This is a genomic window from Jannaschia seosinensis, assembly GCF_001408515.1.
In the GTDB taxonomy this organism is placed as follows: Bacteria; Pseudomonadota; Alphaproteobacteria; order Rhodobacterales; family Rhodobacteraceae; genus Jannaschia; species Jannaschia seosinensis.
The window spans coordinates 65,659-81,319 of record NZ_CYPR01000046.1 but is presented as its reverse complement, the minus strand read 5'-3'; the positions used below and the strand labels follow the sequence as shown (position 1 = coordinate 81,319).

Below are 15,661 nucleotides of genomic sequence, written 5' to 3'. Positions count from 1 at the left end.
GCCGTTCGACGAATGGACCGAACCCTNCGCCCCCGACCGCCTGNCCGGCGCACTGCTCGACAGGCTGACACACCACGTCAACATCCTCGAGATGAACGGCGACAGCTATCGGCTCGGCCAAAGCCGCGCCCGAAAGGCCCAAGCCAGAACCTGATCACCCGCCACAGGATTGGCCCTGCGGGCCAATGCGCCATGGCACGCGCCAGCTATGCGGCAAGCGCGCGCGCCATGGCGCTTGGCGCCCTGTCGCTGGCCTGGTTTTGCGCCGCCGCGTGGCCGGTTTTTACTCCGCCGTTGACACCCGCCGGAGTCCCGATATCAATTGCGTCTGACGCGACGAGAGGCGGGTAAATTTTGTGAAACCCGCAGGTCGCTACAAGGAGATTGCAGAAACCTTCGTTTTGGCAGCGGACGAGCCGAACTCGGCGAACATTCGCATCTCCCGGCGGGAAAGGCAGCAGCACCCAAGCGCCGCTGCCCCCATTCTCAGCCTTCCGGCGTGACCCGAATGACCCGGCCATCCTCGTAATCGGTAAGGATGAGGAAGGAGCCGTCGGGCTGAACCTCCACGTCGCGCACCCGGCCGATGTCAGATAGAAGGCGCTCCTCCTCGGTCACCAGCCCCTCATCGGAGAGCGACAGGCGCACGACGCCGCCGGGCACCAGAGACGAGGCGAGGATATCACCGTTCCAATCGGCGAACGTCTCTCCGGAGTGAAAATCCATCCCTCCGGGGGCGATGACCGGGTCCCAGAAATAGACCGGCTGCTCCATCCCCTCTTGCTGCGCGGCATCGATACCGACCGGACCACCGGGATCGACATCGCGGAAATCGTAGCGCTTGCCGTAGGAGATCGCGGGCCAGCCATAGTTCAACCCGGGTTCCGGACGGTTGAGTTCGTCCCCACCTTGCGGGCCGTGTTCGATCGTCCACAAGGTGCCGTCCTCGTCCAGCGCGGCACCTTGGATATTGCGGTGGCCCAGCGTCCAAATCTCCTCGGCCGCGCCTTCGGTGCCGACGAACGGATTGTCCTCTGGCACCGTCCCATCGAGGTTGACGCGGATTACCTTGCCGTAGGTCTTGCCGAGATCCTGCGCGAAGGGCCGCTCCTCGTCGGAGAAGTGCTCGCCCGTCGTAATCGCCACCGTGCCGTCGCCAAGAAACACGATCCGGCTGCCGAAATGCATCGGGTTCTCCGATGGTGGCGACTGAACGAAGATCTCGTTCACCTGATCGACGCTGGCGAGGTCATCGGCCAGTGTCATCGATGCCGCAGCCGTCGCGCTGCCGTCCTCGACCGGTTTGGCGTAGGTGATGAAGATTTTTCGATCTTCGGCGAAATCGGGCCCAAGCGCCACGTCGAGGAGGCCCCCCTGGCCGACGGAAAGGATCTCCGGAAGACCCGTGATCGGATCGGACAGCGTGCCGTCGGAGGCGAGATGGCGCAACAGGCCGGCCCGCTCGGTCACCAGCCAACCCCGATCGTCGGGAAGCGTGGCGATCCCCCAGGGATGGACCAGTCCGTCGGCCAAGGTCTCGGTGGTGAGCGTTACGCCGCTATCGACCAGTTCGGCGCGGAATTGTTCGGGAAAGGCAGGGGGATAGCTCGTATTGCGCTCTCCCCATTCATGCGTCTGCGCAAAGCTCGGCGCGGCCAGCATGGTGGCGGAGGCAAGAAGGGCGTAGCGAATCATCACAGGTCTCCGATGTCGGTTTCTGTTCGGAAAACGACATAGCGCGCGGCGCCTGTGGGCCAATGTGCACCGTCAACGCAAAAGGGCCGCCCCGAAGGACGGCCCCTGCATGACGATTTCAGCACCTCAGCGGGGCTGTTCGTCCCTGTCGCGGCCTTCCGGCGTCTCGACCGGGGCATTGTCCTCGCTATATTCGTCGGCCGCACCGCCGATATCGTCGAACAGCTCCGAAATCTCGTACTCTGCCGCGGCCTCTTCTTCCGCGGCGAGATCACGAATGGACTTGCCGGCGGCCTGAAGCTCCGCCTCTTCCGGCGAGCGGGCGACGTTCAGCTCGATTTCGACCTCCACCTCGGGGTGCAGGACGATCGTGACCTTGTGCAGCCCGAGTTCCTTGATCGGCGCCTGCAGGGCAACCTGGCTCCGATCGACGGTGAAGCCGGCCTCGGTCGCGGCATCGGCCGCATCCCGCGTGGTGACCGAGCCGTAGAGCGCGCCGGAATCGGACGCCTGACGGATCACGACGAACTTCTGTCCATCGAGCTTCTTGCCCAACTTCTCGGCTTCGGCGCGGGATTCGAGGTTTTGCGCCTCAAGCTGCGCCTTGCGGCCCTCGAACGCCTTCACGTTCTGGTCGGAGGCGGTCAGCGCCTTGCCCTGAGGCAGCAGGTAGTTGCGGGCATAGCCGGGCTTGACGTCCACGACTTCGCCCATCTGGCCCAGCTTGGCCACGCGTTCCAGAAGGATGACTTGCATGTCTATCTCCTCACTTCACGGCATAAGGCAGCAGGGCCAGGAACCGGGCGCGCTTGATCGCACGGGCGAGCTTGCGCTGGTTCTTGGCCGAGACGGCGGTGATACGGGACGGCACGATCTTTCCGCGCTCGCTGACGTAGCGCTGCAGAAGACGGGTGTCCTTGTAATCGATCACGGGAGCGTTCGGCCCCTCGAACGGATCGGTCTTGCGACGGCGAAAAAACGGTTTGGCAGCCATGATCCGGTCTCCTTAGCGGCGTTCGCGGCGGGTGTCCCGCTCGTCGCGCTTTTGCATCTGGGCCGACGGACCCTCCTCGTGGGCGTCCACCTTCACGGTGAGCACGCGCATCACATCGTCGTGCAGGCGGGCGAGACGTTCCATTTCCTGCACCGCATCCGAAGGCGCGTCCGACCGCAGAAAGGCATAATGCCCCTTGCGGTTCTTGTTGATCTTGTAGGCCATCGTCTTGACGCCCCAATACTCGCTGTCGACGACCTTGCCGCCGTTATCCGCGAGGACGGTGCTGAAATGTTCGACGAGGCCCTCGGCCTGCGCGTTGGACAGATCCTGACGCGCGATCATTACATGCTCATAGAGCGGCATGTTCACTCCTGTTTTGTCGGCGCGCGTTTCATAGCCCGAAGATTGCCCCGCCCTCCGGACACGAGAGGCCACGCGATAAATATGCTTGGCGGGTCCGGTGCGTATACTGGCATGGCCGCCGCATGCAAGAGGCGAGGGGGCGCGCCGGATGTCACGCATGAAAAAGGGGAGGCAAAGTGCCTCCCCTCGGGTCTCATCAGAGACGAGTCCGGATCAATTCCAGCCGGCTTCGTCGACGCTCGGCAGTTCTTCGAGCGCTTCCTCGCTGAGGCGCGTGATATAGCTGTAGGACGTGTCGTCCACGGGCACGAGACGCAGGTCCTCGACGGGCACCAGGACGTGCTTGTCGCCGATGTCGAGGAAGCCGCCGACTTCGGCGACGATGCCAATCATCTGGCCGCCCTGGTCGAGAACGATGTCCTCGATTTCACCGATCTGGTCGTAATCGGTGCCGTAGTTGTAGTTGTTGTAGCCGTAGTAATCGCGATCTTCGAGATCCATCCAAGCGGTCTCGTCGTAGCGGTCCGCGATGGAATAGACGGGTCCGCCGGTGATGTCCCGGGTGCGGATCAGGCCCGCCGTATCCATCATCTCGGTGCCGGCCGTCATGTGCGTTTCGGCGGCAGCCGGAGCGGCGAGCGGAGCGGCCAGAGTCGCGGCCAGAGCGGTCGATGTCAGAATGCGAAGCATTACAGAAATCCTTTCGGTTGTGTCGTGTTGCAGGCCTTCAACGCGGATACCCCACCGAACGGTTCCCCCGATCACGCATCCCGCCGCGTAAAGCGACGCACATCGCGAAACCGCCCGACCGGCCCGACCATCCGCAGTGCGCGTTCGCACAGATCATGTTGATCCGCTACGGTTTGCGTTTCGCCATGAATCAACGATCTTGACGCCCAGACACCCCAAGGAGGCATCCATGTTCCGCACCGCCCTGTTCACCGCCGCACTCTTCGCCGCGGCACCCGCTCTGGCCGAACCGGTCACCTACACGCTCGACTCGAGCCACAGCCAGACCGTGTTCAACTACAACCACCTCGGCTACTCAACGACCTACGGCATGTTCTCGGGCTGGAACGGCACGATCGAGTTCGACGCCGAAAACCCGGAGAATTCCTCGGTCGACGTCTCCATCCCGGCCTCCGCCATGTTCACCGGGTGGGAGGAGCGCGACACGCACTTCTCCTCGCCCGACTTTCTGGATGCCGCCGCGAACGACGTCGTCCGCTTTACCTCGACCGGTATCGAGGTGACGGGCGAGGATACGGCCCTGATCACCGGGGATCTGACGCTCGGGGGCGTGACGAAGGAAATCACGCTCGACGCACGCCTCAACCAGCAGGCCGATCACCCGATGGAGGACAAGCCCTGGCTCGGCTTCGACGCCACGACGACGCTGCTTCGCTCGGATTTCGACGCGGGCATGTTCGCGCCGTTCGTCTCGGACGAGGTCGAGGTGATCATCTCCATCGAGGCGCAGCAGGCCGACGCCTGATCACCACCGAAGATCCGGGGCCGCACCCGGATATCGAGGAGGGAGCGCCATACCGGGCGCTCCCTTCTTTTGTCGCGATCAGAAAAACGCCTGCAGCCCGTCTGCGCACGACCGAGGATGAGGGCGTGCACATCATGCGTCCCCTCATAGGTATTGACCGTCTCGAGGTTCATCATGTGGCGGATCACACCGTATTCCTCGGAGATCCCGTTGCCGCCGTGCATGTCCCGCGCCAACCGCGCCACATCGAGCGCCTTGCCGCAATTGTTGCGCTTGATGAGCGAGATCATCTCCGGCGCCGCACGCCCCGCCTCCATCAGTCGCCCGACCCGCAACGCCCCCTGAAGCCCGAACGCGTTCTCCGTCTGGATATCGGCGAGCTTCTTCTGGAACAGCTGCGTCTGCGCCAGCGGTCGGCCGAATTGCTGACGGTCCAGCCCGTATTGCCGCGCCGCGTGCCAGCAGAACTCCGCCGCGCCCAAGACACCCCAGCCGATCCCGTAGCGCGCCCGGTTGAGACAGCCGAACGGCCCCTTCAGCCCCTGCACACCCGGCAGCAGGGCGTCTTCGCCCACCTCGACGCCGTCCATGACGATCTCGCCCGTGGTGGAGGCGCGCAGCGACTGCTTGCCCTTGATCGCCGGCGCGCTGAGCCCCTTCATCCCGCGCTCCAGGACGAAGCCGCGGATCTTGCCCTCATGCGCATCCGACTTCGCCCAGACCACGAAGACGTCGGCAAAGGGCGCATTCGAGATCCACATCTTCGCGCCGGAAATGCGGTAGCCGTCCGCCGTCTACACCGCCCGCGTCTTCATGCCCGAAGGATCGGAGCCGGCATCCGGCTCAGTAAGCCCGAAGCAACCGATCAACTCCCCCGCGGCGAGGCCCGGAAGGTACTTCTGCTTTTGCGCCTCCGAGCCGTAGGCGTGGATCTGATACATCACGAGGGAGGATTGCACCGACATCATGCTGCGATAGCCGGAATCGACGCGCTCGATCTCCCGCGCCACAAGGCCATAGGTGACGTAGCCCGCGCCGAGACCGCCGAATTCTTCCGGCACGGTCACACCAAGCAGACCGGCCGCGCCCATCTTGCGGAAGATCTCGGGATTGGCCGTCTCCTCGGCACAGGCCTGCCGCACGATCGGCGTAAGTTCCGCATCCGCGAAGGCCCGCCCCGCATCGCGCAGCATCCGCTCCTCCTCGGTCAGCTGATCCTCCAGAAGAAATGGATCGGCCCAGTCGAAGCGTCCCAGATCCGGCCCGAACCCCGCTGCGGCGAGGTCTTTCGCGTCCATGTCCTTCATGCCGTCCTTTTTCTTTTCGTCCCAAAGCTATGTCGCCGGAGATCCGTCAGCAACGCGGCTTGACCGCACGTGGGGTGCCGTGCCCCATAGCGCCATGACATTGCCAACCTCGATCGATGACGTTCAGACGCTCCTGTCCCGGCAGGATTATGTCTGCGGCCGTCCCCTCGCCACCGTCGCCTTCCTTGCCCTCACGCTGGGCCGTCCGCTGTTTCTCGAGGGCGAGGCGGGCACCGGCAAGACCGAGATCGCCAAGGCGCTGGCCGCCGCGCTCGGCCGCCGCCTGATCCGTCTGCAATGCTACGAGGGGCTCGATGCCGCCTCCGCCGTCTATGAATGGAATTTCGCCGCCCAGATGGTCGCGCTCCGGCGGGCCGAGGCCACGGGCGAGGCACCGCCCGTCCTGTTCTCCGACGACTTCCTGATCGCGCGCCCGCTGCTCGAGGCGATGCGCCCGCAGCCCGGCGGCGCACCTGTCCTCCTGATCGACGAAATCGACCGCACCGACGCCCCGTTCGAAGCGTTCCTGCTCGAGGCCCTCTCCGATTTTCAAATCACCATTCCCGAAACCGGGCCTGTCACCGCGCCCGAGCCGCCGATCGTCATCCTGACTTCGAACCGCACGCGCGAGGTGCACGATGCGCTCAAACGCCGCTGCCTCTACCACTGGGTCGATTACCCGTCCCATGACCGCGAGATGGAAATCCTTGCCGCCCGCGCCCCCGAAGCGTCCGAACGCCTCAGCCGCGAAGTCGTCGCCTTCGTGCAGGCCCTGCGCACCGAGGACCTGTTCAAGAAACCCGGCGTGGCCGAGACGATCGACTGGGCCAAATGCCTCCTCGCGCTCGACATGATCGACCTGTCGCCGGAGGTGATCGCCGACACGCTCGGCGCGCTTCTGAAATATCAGGACGATATCCAGAAGCTTCAGGGAAGCGAGGCGAAGCGGATCCTCGATGAGGTGCGCGCCGAACTCGCCTGATCGTCCTCTGGCGTCAAATACCTCGGGGGTCCGGGGGCTGGCCCCCGGAGGTGGCTGCATGGAACACGCTCCGCTCGATCTTCCCGACGACCCCAGGCTGGCGGGCAATATCGCGCATTTCGCCGCCGCGCTGCGCCGGGCCGGGCTTCCGGTGGGTCCAGACCGCCTTCTGATGGCGGTGGAGGCCGTGACCGTGGCCGGCTTCACCGACCGGGCCGACTTCTTTCACGCCCTGCAGGCCGTCTTCGTGCGCCGCCCCGAACACCGTGCGACCTTCGCGCAGCTCTTCCGTCTCTATTGGCGCGATCCCCGCTATCTGGAGCACATGATGGGCCTGCTGACGCCGACCGTCCGGGGTGTGCAGGAGGAACGGCGCGCCAGGCCCGCCGAGAAGCGCGCGGCCGAGGCGCTGCTCGACGCGGCCGAGGGGCCCGATCCGGAGGTTGCGGGCGAGCCGGCGGAGGAGGTCAAGATCGACGCCTCCGCCACGGCATCGGGGCGCGAGCGTCTGCGCAATCTCGACTTCGAGCAGATGTCGACCGCCGAGATGGCCGCCGCCAAGCGAATGCTCACCACCCTGCGTCTGCCGGTCCGGCCGCTGGCCAGTCGCCGACGGCAGGCCGCGGCGGCGGGCCGGATCGACCGTCAGGCAACCCTGCGCGCCGCGCTCCGCAAGGGCGACCTGCACGATCTGCGCCGTGCCACGCCGCGCATCCGCTGGCCGAACCTCGTCGCGCTGTGCGACATTTCGGGCTCCATGACCTCCTATAGCCGGGCGCTCCTGCACTTCCTCCATGCGGTCGCCAACCGGCAGGGGCAGGGCTGGGCGGAGGTCCATGGGTTCACCTTCGGAACACGGCTGACCAACATCACGCGGCACCTTCGGACCCGCGATGTCGATGCCGCGCTCGCCGCCGCCGGGGCCGAGGCGCAGGATTGGGAGGGCGGGACCCGTATCGGCGACGCGCTGCATGCGTTCAATCGCGACTGGTCGCGGCGCGTGCTGGGGCAGGGGGCCGTGGTCCTGCTGGTGACCGACGGTCTCGACCGTGGCGACCCCGAGCGGCTGGCCTTCGAGGCGCGGCGCCTGCACCTCACGGCCCGCCGGGTGATCTGGCTCAACCCGCTGCTGCGGTTCGACGGCTTCGCGCCGAAGGCCGCCGGCATCCGGGCCTTGCTGCCGCATGTCGACAGCCTGCGCGCCGGCCATTCCATCGCGGCGCTGGAGGGGTTGGCCACCGCGCTGTCGCAACCCGACGACCGGGGCGAGTTGACGCGTCTTCGCGGCTGAACGCGGAGTGTCGACGTTCGTGATGGCGTCCCGAAAGCCACTCCGACCGCACCGGCCTCAAACCCGGCGATAGGCGATAACACCGGGCCGTATTGGAACATCACCATCCACACGAAGGTTATATCGCAAAATGCACAAACCCCCGGATGAGGTTCCAATGTCCCGCACGCGCCGCACAAGCCACGCTCTCCGATCGGCCACATCGCTGGCCGCCAGCCTGTCCCTGCTCGTCCCGTCCTTCGCGCTCGTCGCGCCCGCGGCACATGCCCAGACCGCCGAGGAGGTGCTGGAAGAATGCGCCGAGCGGTTCGAGGACGACAGCGACCTGCTCGCCGAATGCGTGGCGGCCGGCGGTGTCGCGCTCCTGCCCACGGGCGACGGGGAATTGGCGGGCGACGAGGGCATCTCGACCGTTCTCGAAACACCTGAAGAAATCGAGGCCGAGGCGGGACCGGATGAGGGCGTTGTCGTCGCTCCGGTGGAAGAGGCCCCGATCGTGGACGACGCGGTGACCACCACCGTCGAAAACATCCCCGAGGAGGAAGTCGAGGAGGTGATCGACGAGCCGCTCGCCGTCACCAACCCCGCCGAGGAGGCGGAGGCGACCGAAGAGGCCGCGTCTGGGATGGATGCGGCGGAGCCTGAAATCATCACCGAAGAACAGTCGGAGGAAGAGGCCGTCGATGGCGTGGAGATGCTGGAGCAGGATGCCGAAATCGTGACGCCCGAAGCGGAGACCGAAGCTGCGCCCGAGGACATGCCCGCCCCCGAGACCGAGCCGGACGCCGTAACGGAGGAAGCGCCCGCCGCCGAGATCGCACCCGACGCCGACGCCCCGGTAGACGCGGCCGCCGACGACATGCCGCCCGCCGAGGTCGAAGAGACGCCGCCGACGGCGGAGCTGATCGAGGACGTGCCTGCGCTGGAGGGCGACACGCCTCTGGTGGAGGAGCTCATCGACGAACCCGTCGAGATCGATAACGCACCCATCGACGCGCCCGCCCCGGACCTTGAATCCATGGAGGACGCCGAGGCGGCGGAACCCGTTCTCGCCCCCGAAACCGCGCCCATCGTCGAGGTCGAGACCGAAAGCGAGATTGCCGAGGAGGTCGCCGCGCGCCCCGCACCGGAGATGACGCAGGAGCAGGAGGTCGCCCGCGACCTCGCCAGCCAGGCACTGCAATCCGCGCTCGGCGTCGAAAGCGCTGCGGCCGCCGCAGCCGCGATCGACGATGCCGTGGAGGGCGAGGTCGAGGAGATCACCGTCGAGGAGGCCGATGTCCGCACCTCCGCCGAGGATTTCGAAACCCGCGCCGTCGTCACCGAGCGGAAGGAGGATAGCGGCCTTTCCAACACCCAGAAGCTTGCGCTCGGCGCGCTCGGCGCGCTTGCCGTGGGCACGATCCTGAACAACCGCTCGCGGGTCGTCTCCAACTCCGGCGACCGCGTGGTGGTCCAGCAGGATGACGGCGCGCTTCAGGTGTTCCGGGACGACGACGTCCTGCTGCGGCAGGCGGGCTCCAACGTGCGCACCGAGCGGTTCGACGACGGCTCGGTCCGGCAGACCGTGCTGCGGGAGGACGGATCGCGCGTGGTGACCATCCGCGACGCGTCGCTTCGCGTCCTGCGCCGCGAACTCATCGAGCCGGATGGCACGCGCTACACGCTGATCGACGACACCGACCCGGTGGAGCCGGTGGATGTCGCCACGCTGCCCGTCGCGCCGGTGGTTTCGACACGCACAGGCGGCGACGATGCCCTGCGGGAGGCGCTGCAGCGGCAGGCCGGCATCGACCGGCGGTTCAGCCTCGCGCAAGTCCGCAACATCCCCGAGGTCCGCGCCCTTGCCCCGGCCTACGAGGTGAACGCCGTGACGTTCCCCAGCGGCTCTGCGGCCATCCCCCCCGAACAGGCCGAGAACCTGGCCGGCCTCGCGCGCGAAGTGCTCGCCTCCATCCGCGAGAACCCGCGCGAAGTGTTCCTGATCGAGGGACATACCGACGCGGTGGGCGACGCGGTCTACAACCTCGCCCTGTCGGATCGACGGGCCGAGAGCCTCGCGCTGGCGCTGAACGAATATTTCGGCGTGCCGGTGGAGAACATGGTCGTACAGGGCTACGGCGAGCGCTTCCTGAAGGTCCCCACCCAGGAAGCCGAACGGGCCAACCGCCGTGCGACCGTGCGGCAGATCACCGGCCTGTTGCAGACCGCCGCGGCGAACTGACCGCAGCAAGCGGCCCGTCCGCCAACCGGTGCAGGCCTGACTTGAACCGCAGAAGGGCTCCGGCGCAATAATCCGCCGGGGCCCTTTGCCATTCCGAACGGTTTCCTGCGGCGGCGATTGTCGTGGGGCGGGTAATCGACGAGGCGGCACCGGAGCTGGGCGTCGATCCACAAAGGCGTTACTTTCCGGGGCGGGGTCTTTTCGTTTAGGCTGAGCCGGCGAGGGGCCAGCGCCTCGCGCGCCTCGAGGTATTTTGAAAGCGAAGACAATGGACGACGCACCCGAAGCCGCGCTCCGCTGGCACCAGAACGGCAAGGGGGCGGCGCTGGCCACGGTGGTCGAGACCTGGGGCAGCGCCCCGCGGCCGCGGGGTTCGCAGCTTGCCGTGTCGGAGGATGCCGAGATCGTCGGGTCCGTTTCAGGCGGATGCGTCGAGGGCGCGGTCGTGGCCGAGGCGCTGGACGCGATGGGCGACGGGCGGCACCGGGTGCTGGAATACGGCGTGTCCGATGACGAGGCTTTCGCGGTCGGTCTGGCCTGCGGGGGGCGCATCCGGGTGCTGCTGGAGCCGGTCGGCGGCACGCTTCCCGCGGAGGTGCTGGCCGATCTGGTGGCGCGCAGGGCGCGGGGGGAAACCGTCGGTCAGGCCGCGAATGTACAAAACGGGGCAACTTTCCTGGTCCCGTCCCCCGAGATGGAAGAGAGGCTGCGCGCCGACCGCAGCGGGTTCGAGCCCGACGGCGAGACTTTCGTGACGCTGCACGCGCCGCCGCTGCGGCTGGCGGTCGTCGGCGGGGTTCACATCGCGCAGGCGCTCGTGCCGATGGCGCGGCTGGCGGGCTATGCGCCGATCGTCATCGACCCGCGCGAGGCCTTCGCGTCCGAGGCGCGGTTTCCGGACACGACGCTCGTGCATGACTGGCCGGACGAGGCGATGCGCGCGCTGGGGCCGGATGCGCGGACGGCGGTGGTCCTGTTGACGCATGACCCGAAGCTCGACGATCCGGCGCTGCGCGTGGCACTGGAGAGCGCGGCGTTCTACGTCGGAGCGCTGGGCTCGACACGGACGCATGCCAAGCGGGTGGAGCGGCTGACGGAAGCCGGCGTTCCGGCGGATGCGATCGCGCGGATCGACGCGCCGATCGGGCTCGATATCGGGTCGCGCAATCCGGGCGAAATCGCGGTGGCGATCCTTGCGGCGATGACGCAGGCGCTGCGCCGCGGATGAGGTTCGGAACGATCTCCCTCGACGATGCCGAGGGCGCGACCCTCGCCCATTCCGTCACCACCGCAGAAGGACGGCTTCGCAAGGGCACGCGGCTTGGCCGGGAGGAGGTCGCCCGGCTGCGCGCGGCGGGGCTGGCGGAGGTGGTTGCCGCCCGGCTCGGTCCCGGCGACGTGCCCGAGGACGAGGCCGCACGGATCGTTGCCGATGCGCTGACCGGGCCGGGGCTGGAGGTGCGCGCCCCCTTTACCGGCCGGGCGAACATTCATGCCACCGGGCCGGGTATCGTCGGGATCTCGCGTGACCGGATCGACGCGGCCAATGCGCTGACGCCCGACATCACCGTGGCGACCCTCCCGGAATGGCAGCGGGTCGCGACCGGGACGATGGTGGCGACCGTCAAGATCATCCCCTACGCGGTTCCGTCCGAGGCCTTCGCGGGGCGGCTCGGGGGGGTGGCGGGGGCGCTCCGGCTTCATGCGCCGGTCCTCTCGCATGCCGATCTGATCGTCACCACGCTGGAGGGTGCGCCGTCGAAATCGCGCGCGGTGACCGCGCGGCTCGACCGGCTGGGCGTGGCCTGCGAGGTGGCGCATGTTCCCCACGAGACGGCGGCGCTGGCTGCGGCGATCGGGGCGTCGACCGCGCCGCTTCGCCTGATCCTGACGGCCTCGGCCACGTCGGATGCGCGCGATGTGGGGCCGGCCGCGCTTTTGGCGGCGGGCGGGCGGCTGGAGCGGTTCGGGATGCCGGTCGATCCCGGAAACCTTCTGTTTCTCGGCGCGCTCGGCGCGGCCGCCGTGATCGGGTTGCCTGGTTGCGCGCGGTCGCCGGCGCTCAACGGGGCGGATTGGGTGCTGGAGCGAATCGTCTGCGGCGTGCCCGTCACCGGCGCGGATATCGCGGCGATGGGGGTGGGAGGGCTTCTGGGCGAAATCCCCACCCGCCCGCAGCCGCGCGAGCGGCCCGTGACGAAATAGCGGTTCCCCGATGCCGAATCCTGTGCTTACCTTCGCGCAAACAGGGAGGGACTTCATGGCGAAGGTCACGATGAACGTGAACGGCAAGAGCCGTTCGGCAGAGGCCGAGGGCCGCACGCTTCTAGTCGACTGGCTGCGCGAGGGGCTGCGCCTGACGGGAACGCATGTCGGTTGCGACACCTCGCAATGCGGCGCCTGCGTGGTCCATGTGAACGGCGACCCGGTCAAGGCCTGCAGCGTTCTGGCGCAGGAACTGGACGGGGCCGAGGTCACGACGATCGAGGGGATGGCCAATGCCGACGGCTCTCTGGGCACCGTGCAGCAGGCATTCCAGGATTATCACGGGCTGCAATGCGGCTTTTGTACGCCGGGCATGGTGATGGCGGCCTCCGCGCTTCTCAAGGAGAACCCGCAGCCGTCCGAGGCCGAGGTTCGGCATTATCTCGAAGGGAATATCTGCCGCTGCACCGGGTACCACAACATCGTCAAGGCGGTGATGGCGGCGTCCGGGCAGCAGGTGGAGCCGGTGGCGGCCGAATAGGCCCGCCGGACGGGGGCCGCGCGCCCCCGGGGACGCGGAAGGGAGGAGCCGCGTCCCCAACGTGACATACCCGGCGCACGCGCGCCCCAAGGGAGGATGAGACATGCCGAAGGATACCGGAATTGGCGCCAGCCCGAAGCGCCGCGAGGACGTGCGCTTCCTGACGGGCAAGGGTCGTTACACCGACGACATCAACGTGGCGGGGCAGGCACATGTCGTGTTCCTGCGCTCGGACGTGGCGCATGGGCGCATCCGCGGGATTGACACCGCCGCCGCCGAGGAGATGGAGGGCGTGATACGCATCTTCACCGCCAAGGATTTCGAAGGCGTCGGCGGCATCCCCTGCGGCTGGCAGATCACCGACCGGCAGGGCAACCCGATGCAGGAGCCCAAGCACCCGATCCTCGCCGAGGGCAAGGTGCGGCATGTCGGCGACCCGATCGCCGCCGTGGTGGCCGAAACCCGCGACCAGGCCCGCGACGCGGCCGAGGTCATCGTCGCCGATATCGAGGACCTGCCGGCCGTCATCGACATGAAGAAGGCCGTCGCCGAGGGCGCGCCGCTGGTCCATGACGATCTGACGTCAAACCTGTGCTACGACTGGGGCTTCGTGGAGGAGAACCGCGAGGCGGTGGACCGCGCGATTTCCGGGGCGGCACATGTCACGACGCTGGAACTGGTGAACAACCGGCTGGTCGCGAACCCGATGGAGCCGCGCGTGGCGGTAGGCGATTACGCGTTCCACGACGACAGTTCGACGCTCTATACCACATCGCAGAACCCGCATGTGATCCGGCTCCTGATGGGGGCGTTCGTGCTGAACATTCCGGAGCACAAGCTGCGGGTCGTGGCGCCCGATGTGGGCGGCGGCTTCGGCACCAAGATCTTCCACTACGCGGAGGAGGCCTTCTGCACCTTCGCCGCCAAGCAGTTGCAGCGGCCGGTCAAGTGGACGTCGAGCCGGTCGGAGGCGTTCATGTCGGACGCGCATGGCCGCGACCACGTCACGAAGATCGAGCTGGCGCTTGATGCGGATCATAACTTCACCGCCGTTCGCACCGAAACCTACGCCAACATGGGCGCGTACCTCAGCACCTTCGCGCCGTCGGTGCCGACATGGCTGCACGGGACGCTGATGGCCGGCAATTACAAGACGCCGAACATCTACGTGAACGTGAAGGCGGTGTTCACCAACACGGTGCCCGTCGACGCCTATCGCGGCGCGGGCCGGCCCGAGGCGACGTTCCAGCTGGAGCGGGTGATCGACATGGCGGCGCGCGAGCTGGGCGTCGATCCGGTGGAGTTGCGGCGCAAGAACTACGTGACGGAATTCCCGTATGCGACGCCGGTGGCCGTGGAATACGATACCGGCGATTACAACGCGACGATGGACAAGCTTCTGTCGATGATCGACCGCGAGGGCTTTGCGGAGCGGCGGCGGGAGAGCGAGGCGCGCGGCAAGCTGCGGGGTCTCGGGATCAACGCCTATATCGAGGCCTGCGGCATCGCGCCGTCGCAACTGGTCGGGCAACTCGGCGCGCGTGCGGGGCTGTACGAGAGTGCGACGGTTCGGGTGAACGCGACCGGCGGCCTCGTGGTGATGACCGGCTCGCACAGCCACGGACAGGGGCACGAGACGTCGTTTGCGCAGGTCGTGGCCGACATGATCGGCATCAACGAGGATCAGGTGGAGATCGTCCACGGCGACACGGCCAATTCGCCGATGGGAATGGGCACCTACGGGTCGCGCTCTCTCGCGGTCGGCGGGTCGGCCATGGTCAAGGCCACCGAGAAGATCATCGCCAAGGCCAAGAAGATCGCCGCGCACCTGATGGAGGCGTCCGAGGGCGACATCGAACTCAAGGAGGGCCGCTTTACCGTCGCGGGCACGGACAAGTCCGTGGCCTGGGGCGACGTGACGCTCGCCGCCTATGTGCCGCACAATTACCCGCTCGAGGAGATCGAGCCGGGGTTGGAGGAGACGGCCTTCTACGACCCGAACAACTTCACCTATCCCGCCGGCGCCTATGCCTGCGAGGTCGAGGTCGATCCGGAGACCGGCAAGGTTGACGTGCTGGCCTTTGCCGCCGCCGACGACTTCGGCAATGTCGTGAACCCAATGATCGTCGAGGGGCAGGTCCATGGCGGGCTGGCCCAGGGGATCGGGCAGGCGCTTCTGGAGAACTGCGCCTATGACGAGGAGGGGCAGCTTCTGTCGGCCTCCTACATGGATTACGCGATGCCGCGGGCGCATGACCTGCCGATGTTCCAGGTGGATCATTCCTGCCAGACGCCGTGCACGCACAACCCGCTGGGCGTGAAGGGCTGCGGCGAGGCGGGCGCCATCGGATCGCCGCCCTCCATCGTCAATGCCGTGATCGACGCGTTGCACTCGGGTGGGCATGACGTGCCCCATATCGACATGCCGCTGACGCCCGCGCGGGTGTGGCACGCGATGCAGGGCGGCGCGGCCAATCTCGGATCGGCGCAGCCCGCGGCCGGATCCGGCAACACCACACATGACCGGTCCGTCGGGGCCGGCGACACCGCCACGCATTGAG

Annotated in this window: 14 protein-coding genes and 1 pseudogene; 9 read left to right on the top strand and 6 right to left on the bottom strand. The window is 67.2% G+C overall.

The window, feature by feature from the left end; translation table 11 throughout:
* Window positions 1-154, top strand: a 154-nt coding sequence (locus tag JSE7799_RS19535; RefSeq protein ID WP_222101702.1) for an ATP-binding protein, incomplete at its 5' end; no start/stop codon positions are given.
* A gap of 332 nt (window positions 155-486) precedes the next feature.
* On the opposite strand, the gene JSE7799_RS04420 is transcribed toward JSE7799_RS19535, so the two are convergent.
* The 5 genes from JSE7799_RS04420 to JSE7799_RS04400 all read right to left on the bottom strand — a co-directional run bounded on the left by JSE7799_RS04420 (window position 487) and on the right by JSE7799_RS04400 (window position 3,745).
* Window positions 487-1,695, bottom strand: coding sequence for a PQQ-dependent sugar dehydrogenase (locus JSE7799_RS04420; protein ID WP_055662532.1), 1,209 nt, complete (start codon window positions 1,693-1,695; stop codon window positions 487-489).
* A 126-nt stretch (window positions 1,696-1,821) separates the two neighbouring features.
* The gene (gene rplI / locus JSE7799_RS04415) at window positions 1,822-2,451 is read right to left on the bottom strand and encodes a 50S ribosomal protein L9 (RefSeq protein ID WP_055662531.1); all 630 of its coding nucleotides are present in this window, start codon (window positions 2,449-2,451) and stop codon (window positions 1,822-1,824) included.
* A gap of 10 nt (window positions 2,452-2,461) precedes the next feature.
* Window positions 2,462-2,689 carry a 30S ribosomal protein S18 gene (rpsR, locus tag JSE7799_RS04410; protein ID WP_055662530.1) on the bottom strand — a complete coding sequence of 76 codons (228 nt, stop codon included), beginning with the start codon at window positions 2,687-2,689 and terminating at the stop codon, window positions 2,462-2,464.
* A 12-nt stretch (window positions 2,690-2,701) separates the two neighbouring features.
* Window positions 2,702-3,055, bottom strand: coding sequence for a 30S ribosomal protein S6 (gene rpsF / locus JSE7799_RS04405; RefSeq protein WP_055662529.1), 354 nt, complete (start codon window positions 3,053-3,055; stop codon window positions 2,702-2,704).
* 213 nt (window positions 3,056-3,268) lie between these two features.
* Window positions 3,269-3,745: a PRC-barrel domain-containing protein gene (locus JSE7799_RS04400; protein WP_055662528.1), complete on the bottom strand. Its 477-nt coding sequence runs from the start codon at window positions 3,743-3,745 to the stop codon at window positions 3,269-3,271.
* A gap of 229 nt (window positions 3,746-3,974) precedes the next feature.
* On the opposite strand from JSE7799_RS04400, the gene JSE7799_RS19530 reads away from it, so the two are divergent.
* Window positions 3,975-4,550, top strand: coding sequence for a YceI family protein (locus tag JSE7799_RS19530; protein ID WP_083480253.1), 576 nt, complete (start codon window positions 3,975-3,977; stop codon window positions 4,548-4,550).
* Window positions 4,551-4,633: 83 nt separating this feature from the next.
* On the opposite strand, the pseudogene JSE7799_RS04395 reads toward JSE7799_RS19530, so the two are convergent.
* A pseudogene (locus tag JSE7799_RS04395) lies at window positions 4,634-5,857 on the bottom strand (acyl-CoA dehydrogenase); the annotation flags it as partial.
* Window positions 5,858-5,951: 94 nt separating this feature from the next.
* Between JSE7799_RS04395 and JSE7799_RS04390 the strand changes: the two are divergent.
* The 7 genes from JSE7799_RS04390 (at window position 5,952) to JSE7799_RS04360 (ending at window position 15,660) form a co-directional block, all read left to right on the top strand.
* Window positions 5,952-6,839: an AAA family ATPase gene (locus JSE7799_RS04390; protein WP_055662527.1), complete on the top strand. Its 888-nt coding sequence runs from the start codon at window positions 5,952-5,954 to the stop codon at window positions 6,837-6,839.
* A gap of 58 nt (window positions 6,840-6,897) precedes the next feature.
* A complete protein-coding gene (locus JSE7799_RS04385) occupies window positions 6,898-8,130 on the top strand; it encodes a vWA domain-containing protein (protein ID WP_055662526.1) in 1,233 nt (410 codons plus the stop codon).
* Window positions 8,131-8,287: 157 nt separating this feature from the next.
* A complete protein-coding gene (locus tag JSE7799_RS04380) occupies window positions 8,288-10,354 on the top strand; it encodes an OmpA family protein (protein WP_055662525.1) in 2,067 nt (688 codons plus the stop codon).
* A 268-nt stretch (window positions 10,355-10,622) separates the two neighbouring features.
* The gene (locus JSE7799_RS04375) at window positions 10,623-11,582 is read left to right on the top strand and encodes an XdhC family protein (protein WP_055662524.1); all 960 of its coding nucleotides are present in this window, start codon (window positions 10,623-10,625) and stop codon (window positions 11,580-11,582) included.
* Window positions 11,579-12,559 carry a molybdopterin-binding protein gene (locus JSE7799_RS04370; RefSeq protein ID WP_055662523.1) on the top strand — a complete coding sequence of 327 codons (981 nt, stop codon included), beginning with the start codon at window positions 11,579-11,581 and terminating at the stop codon, window positions 12,557-12,559. The genes JSE7799_RS04375 and JSE7799_RS04370 overlap by 4 nt, the downstream gene beginning before the upstream one ends.
* 55 nt (window positions 12,560-12,614) lie before the next feature.
* Window positions 12,615-13,100 carry a (2Fe-2S)-binding protein gene (locus tag JSE7799_RS04365; RefSeq protein ID WP_055662522.1) on the top strand — a complete coding sequence of 162 codons (486 nt, stop codon included), beginning with the start codon at window positions 12,615-12,617 and terminating at the stop codon, window positions 13,098-13,100.
* A gap of 103 nt (window positions 13,101-13,203) precedes the next feature.
* Window positions 13,204-15,660, top strand: coding sequence for a xanthine dehydrogenase family protein molybdopterin-binding subunit (locus JSE7799_RS04360; protein ID WP_083480251.1), 2,457 nt, complete (start codon window positions 13,204-13,206; stop codon window positions 15,658-15,660).
* The last annotated feature ends 1 nt before the right edge of the window (window position 15,661 follow it).

Excerpts from the sequence above, each read along its gene's own strand:
- rpsF (WP_055662529.1), bottom strand. The coding sequence starts at position 3,055 with ATGCCGCTCTATGAGCATGTAATGATCGCGCGTCAGGATCTGTCCAAC.
- JSE7799_RS04360 (WP_083480251.1), top strand. The coding sequence starts at position 13,204 with ATGCCGAAGGATACCGGAATTGGCGCCAGCCCGAAGCGCCGCGAGGAC.
- rplI (WP_055662531.1), bottom strand. The coding sequence starts at position 2,451 with ATGCAAGTCATCCTTCTGGAACGCGTGGCCAAGCTGGGCCAGATGGGC.
- JSE7799_RS04370 (WP_055662523.1), top strand. The coding sequence starts at position 11,579 with ATGAGGTTCGGAACGATCTCCCTCGACGATGCCGAGGGCGCGACCCTC.
- JSE7799_RS04365 (WP_055662522.1), top strand. The coding sequence starts at position 12,615 with ATGGCGAAGGTCACGATGAACGTGAACGGCAAGAGCCGTTCGGCAGAG.
- JSE7799_RS04380 (WP_055662525.1), top strand. The coding sequence starts at position 8,288 with ATGTCCCGCACGCGCCGCACAAGCCACGCTCTCCGATCGGCCACATCG.
- JSE7799_RS19530 (WP_083480253.1), top strand. The coding sequence starts at position 3,975 with ATGTTCCGCACCGCCCTGTTCACCGCCGCACTCTTCGCCGCGGCACCC.
- JSE7799_RS04420 (WP_055662532.1), bottom strand. The coding sequence starts at position 1,695 with ATGATTCGCTACGCCCTTCTTGCCTCCGCCACCATGCTGGCCGCGCCG.
- JSE7799_RS04390 (WP_055662527.1), top strand. The coding sequence starts at position 5,952 with ATGACATTGCCAACCTCGATCGATGACGTTCAGACGCTCCTGTCCCGG.
- JSE7799_RS04400 (WP_055662528.1), bottom strand. The coding sequence starts at position 3,745 with ATGCTTCGCATTCTGACATCGACCGCTCTGGCCGCGACTCTGGCCGCT.
- JSE7799_RS04375 (WP_055662524.1), top strand. The coding sequence starts at position 10,623 with ATGGACGACGCACCCGAAGCCGCGCTCCGCTGGCACCAGAACGGCAAG.
- JSE7799_RS04385 (WP_055662526.1), top strand. The coding sequence starts at position 6,898 with ATGGAACACGCTCCGCTCGATCTTCCCGACGACCCCAGGCTGGCGGGC.
- rpsR (WP_055662530.1), bottom strand. The coding sequence starts at position 2,689 with ATGGCTGCCAAACCGTTTTTTCGCCGTCGCAAGACCGATCCGTTCGAG.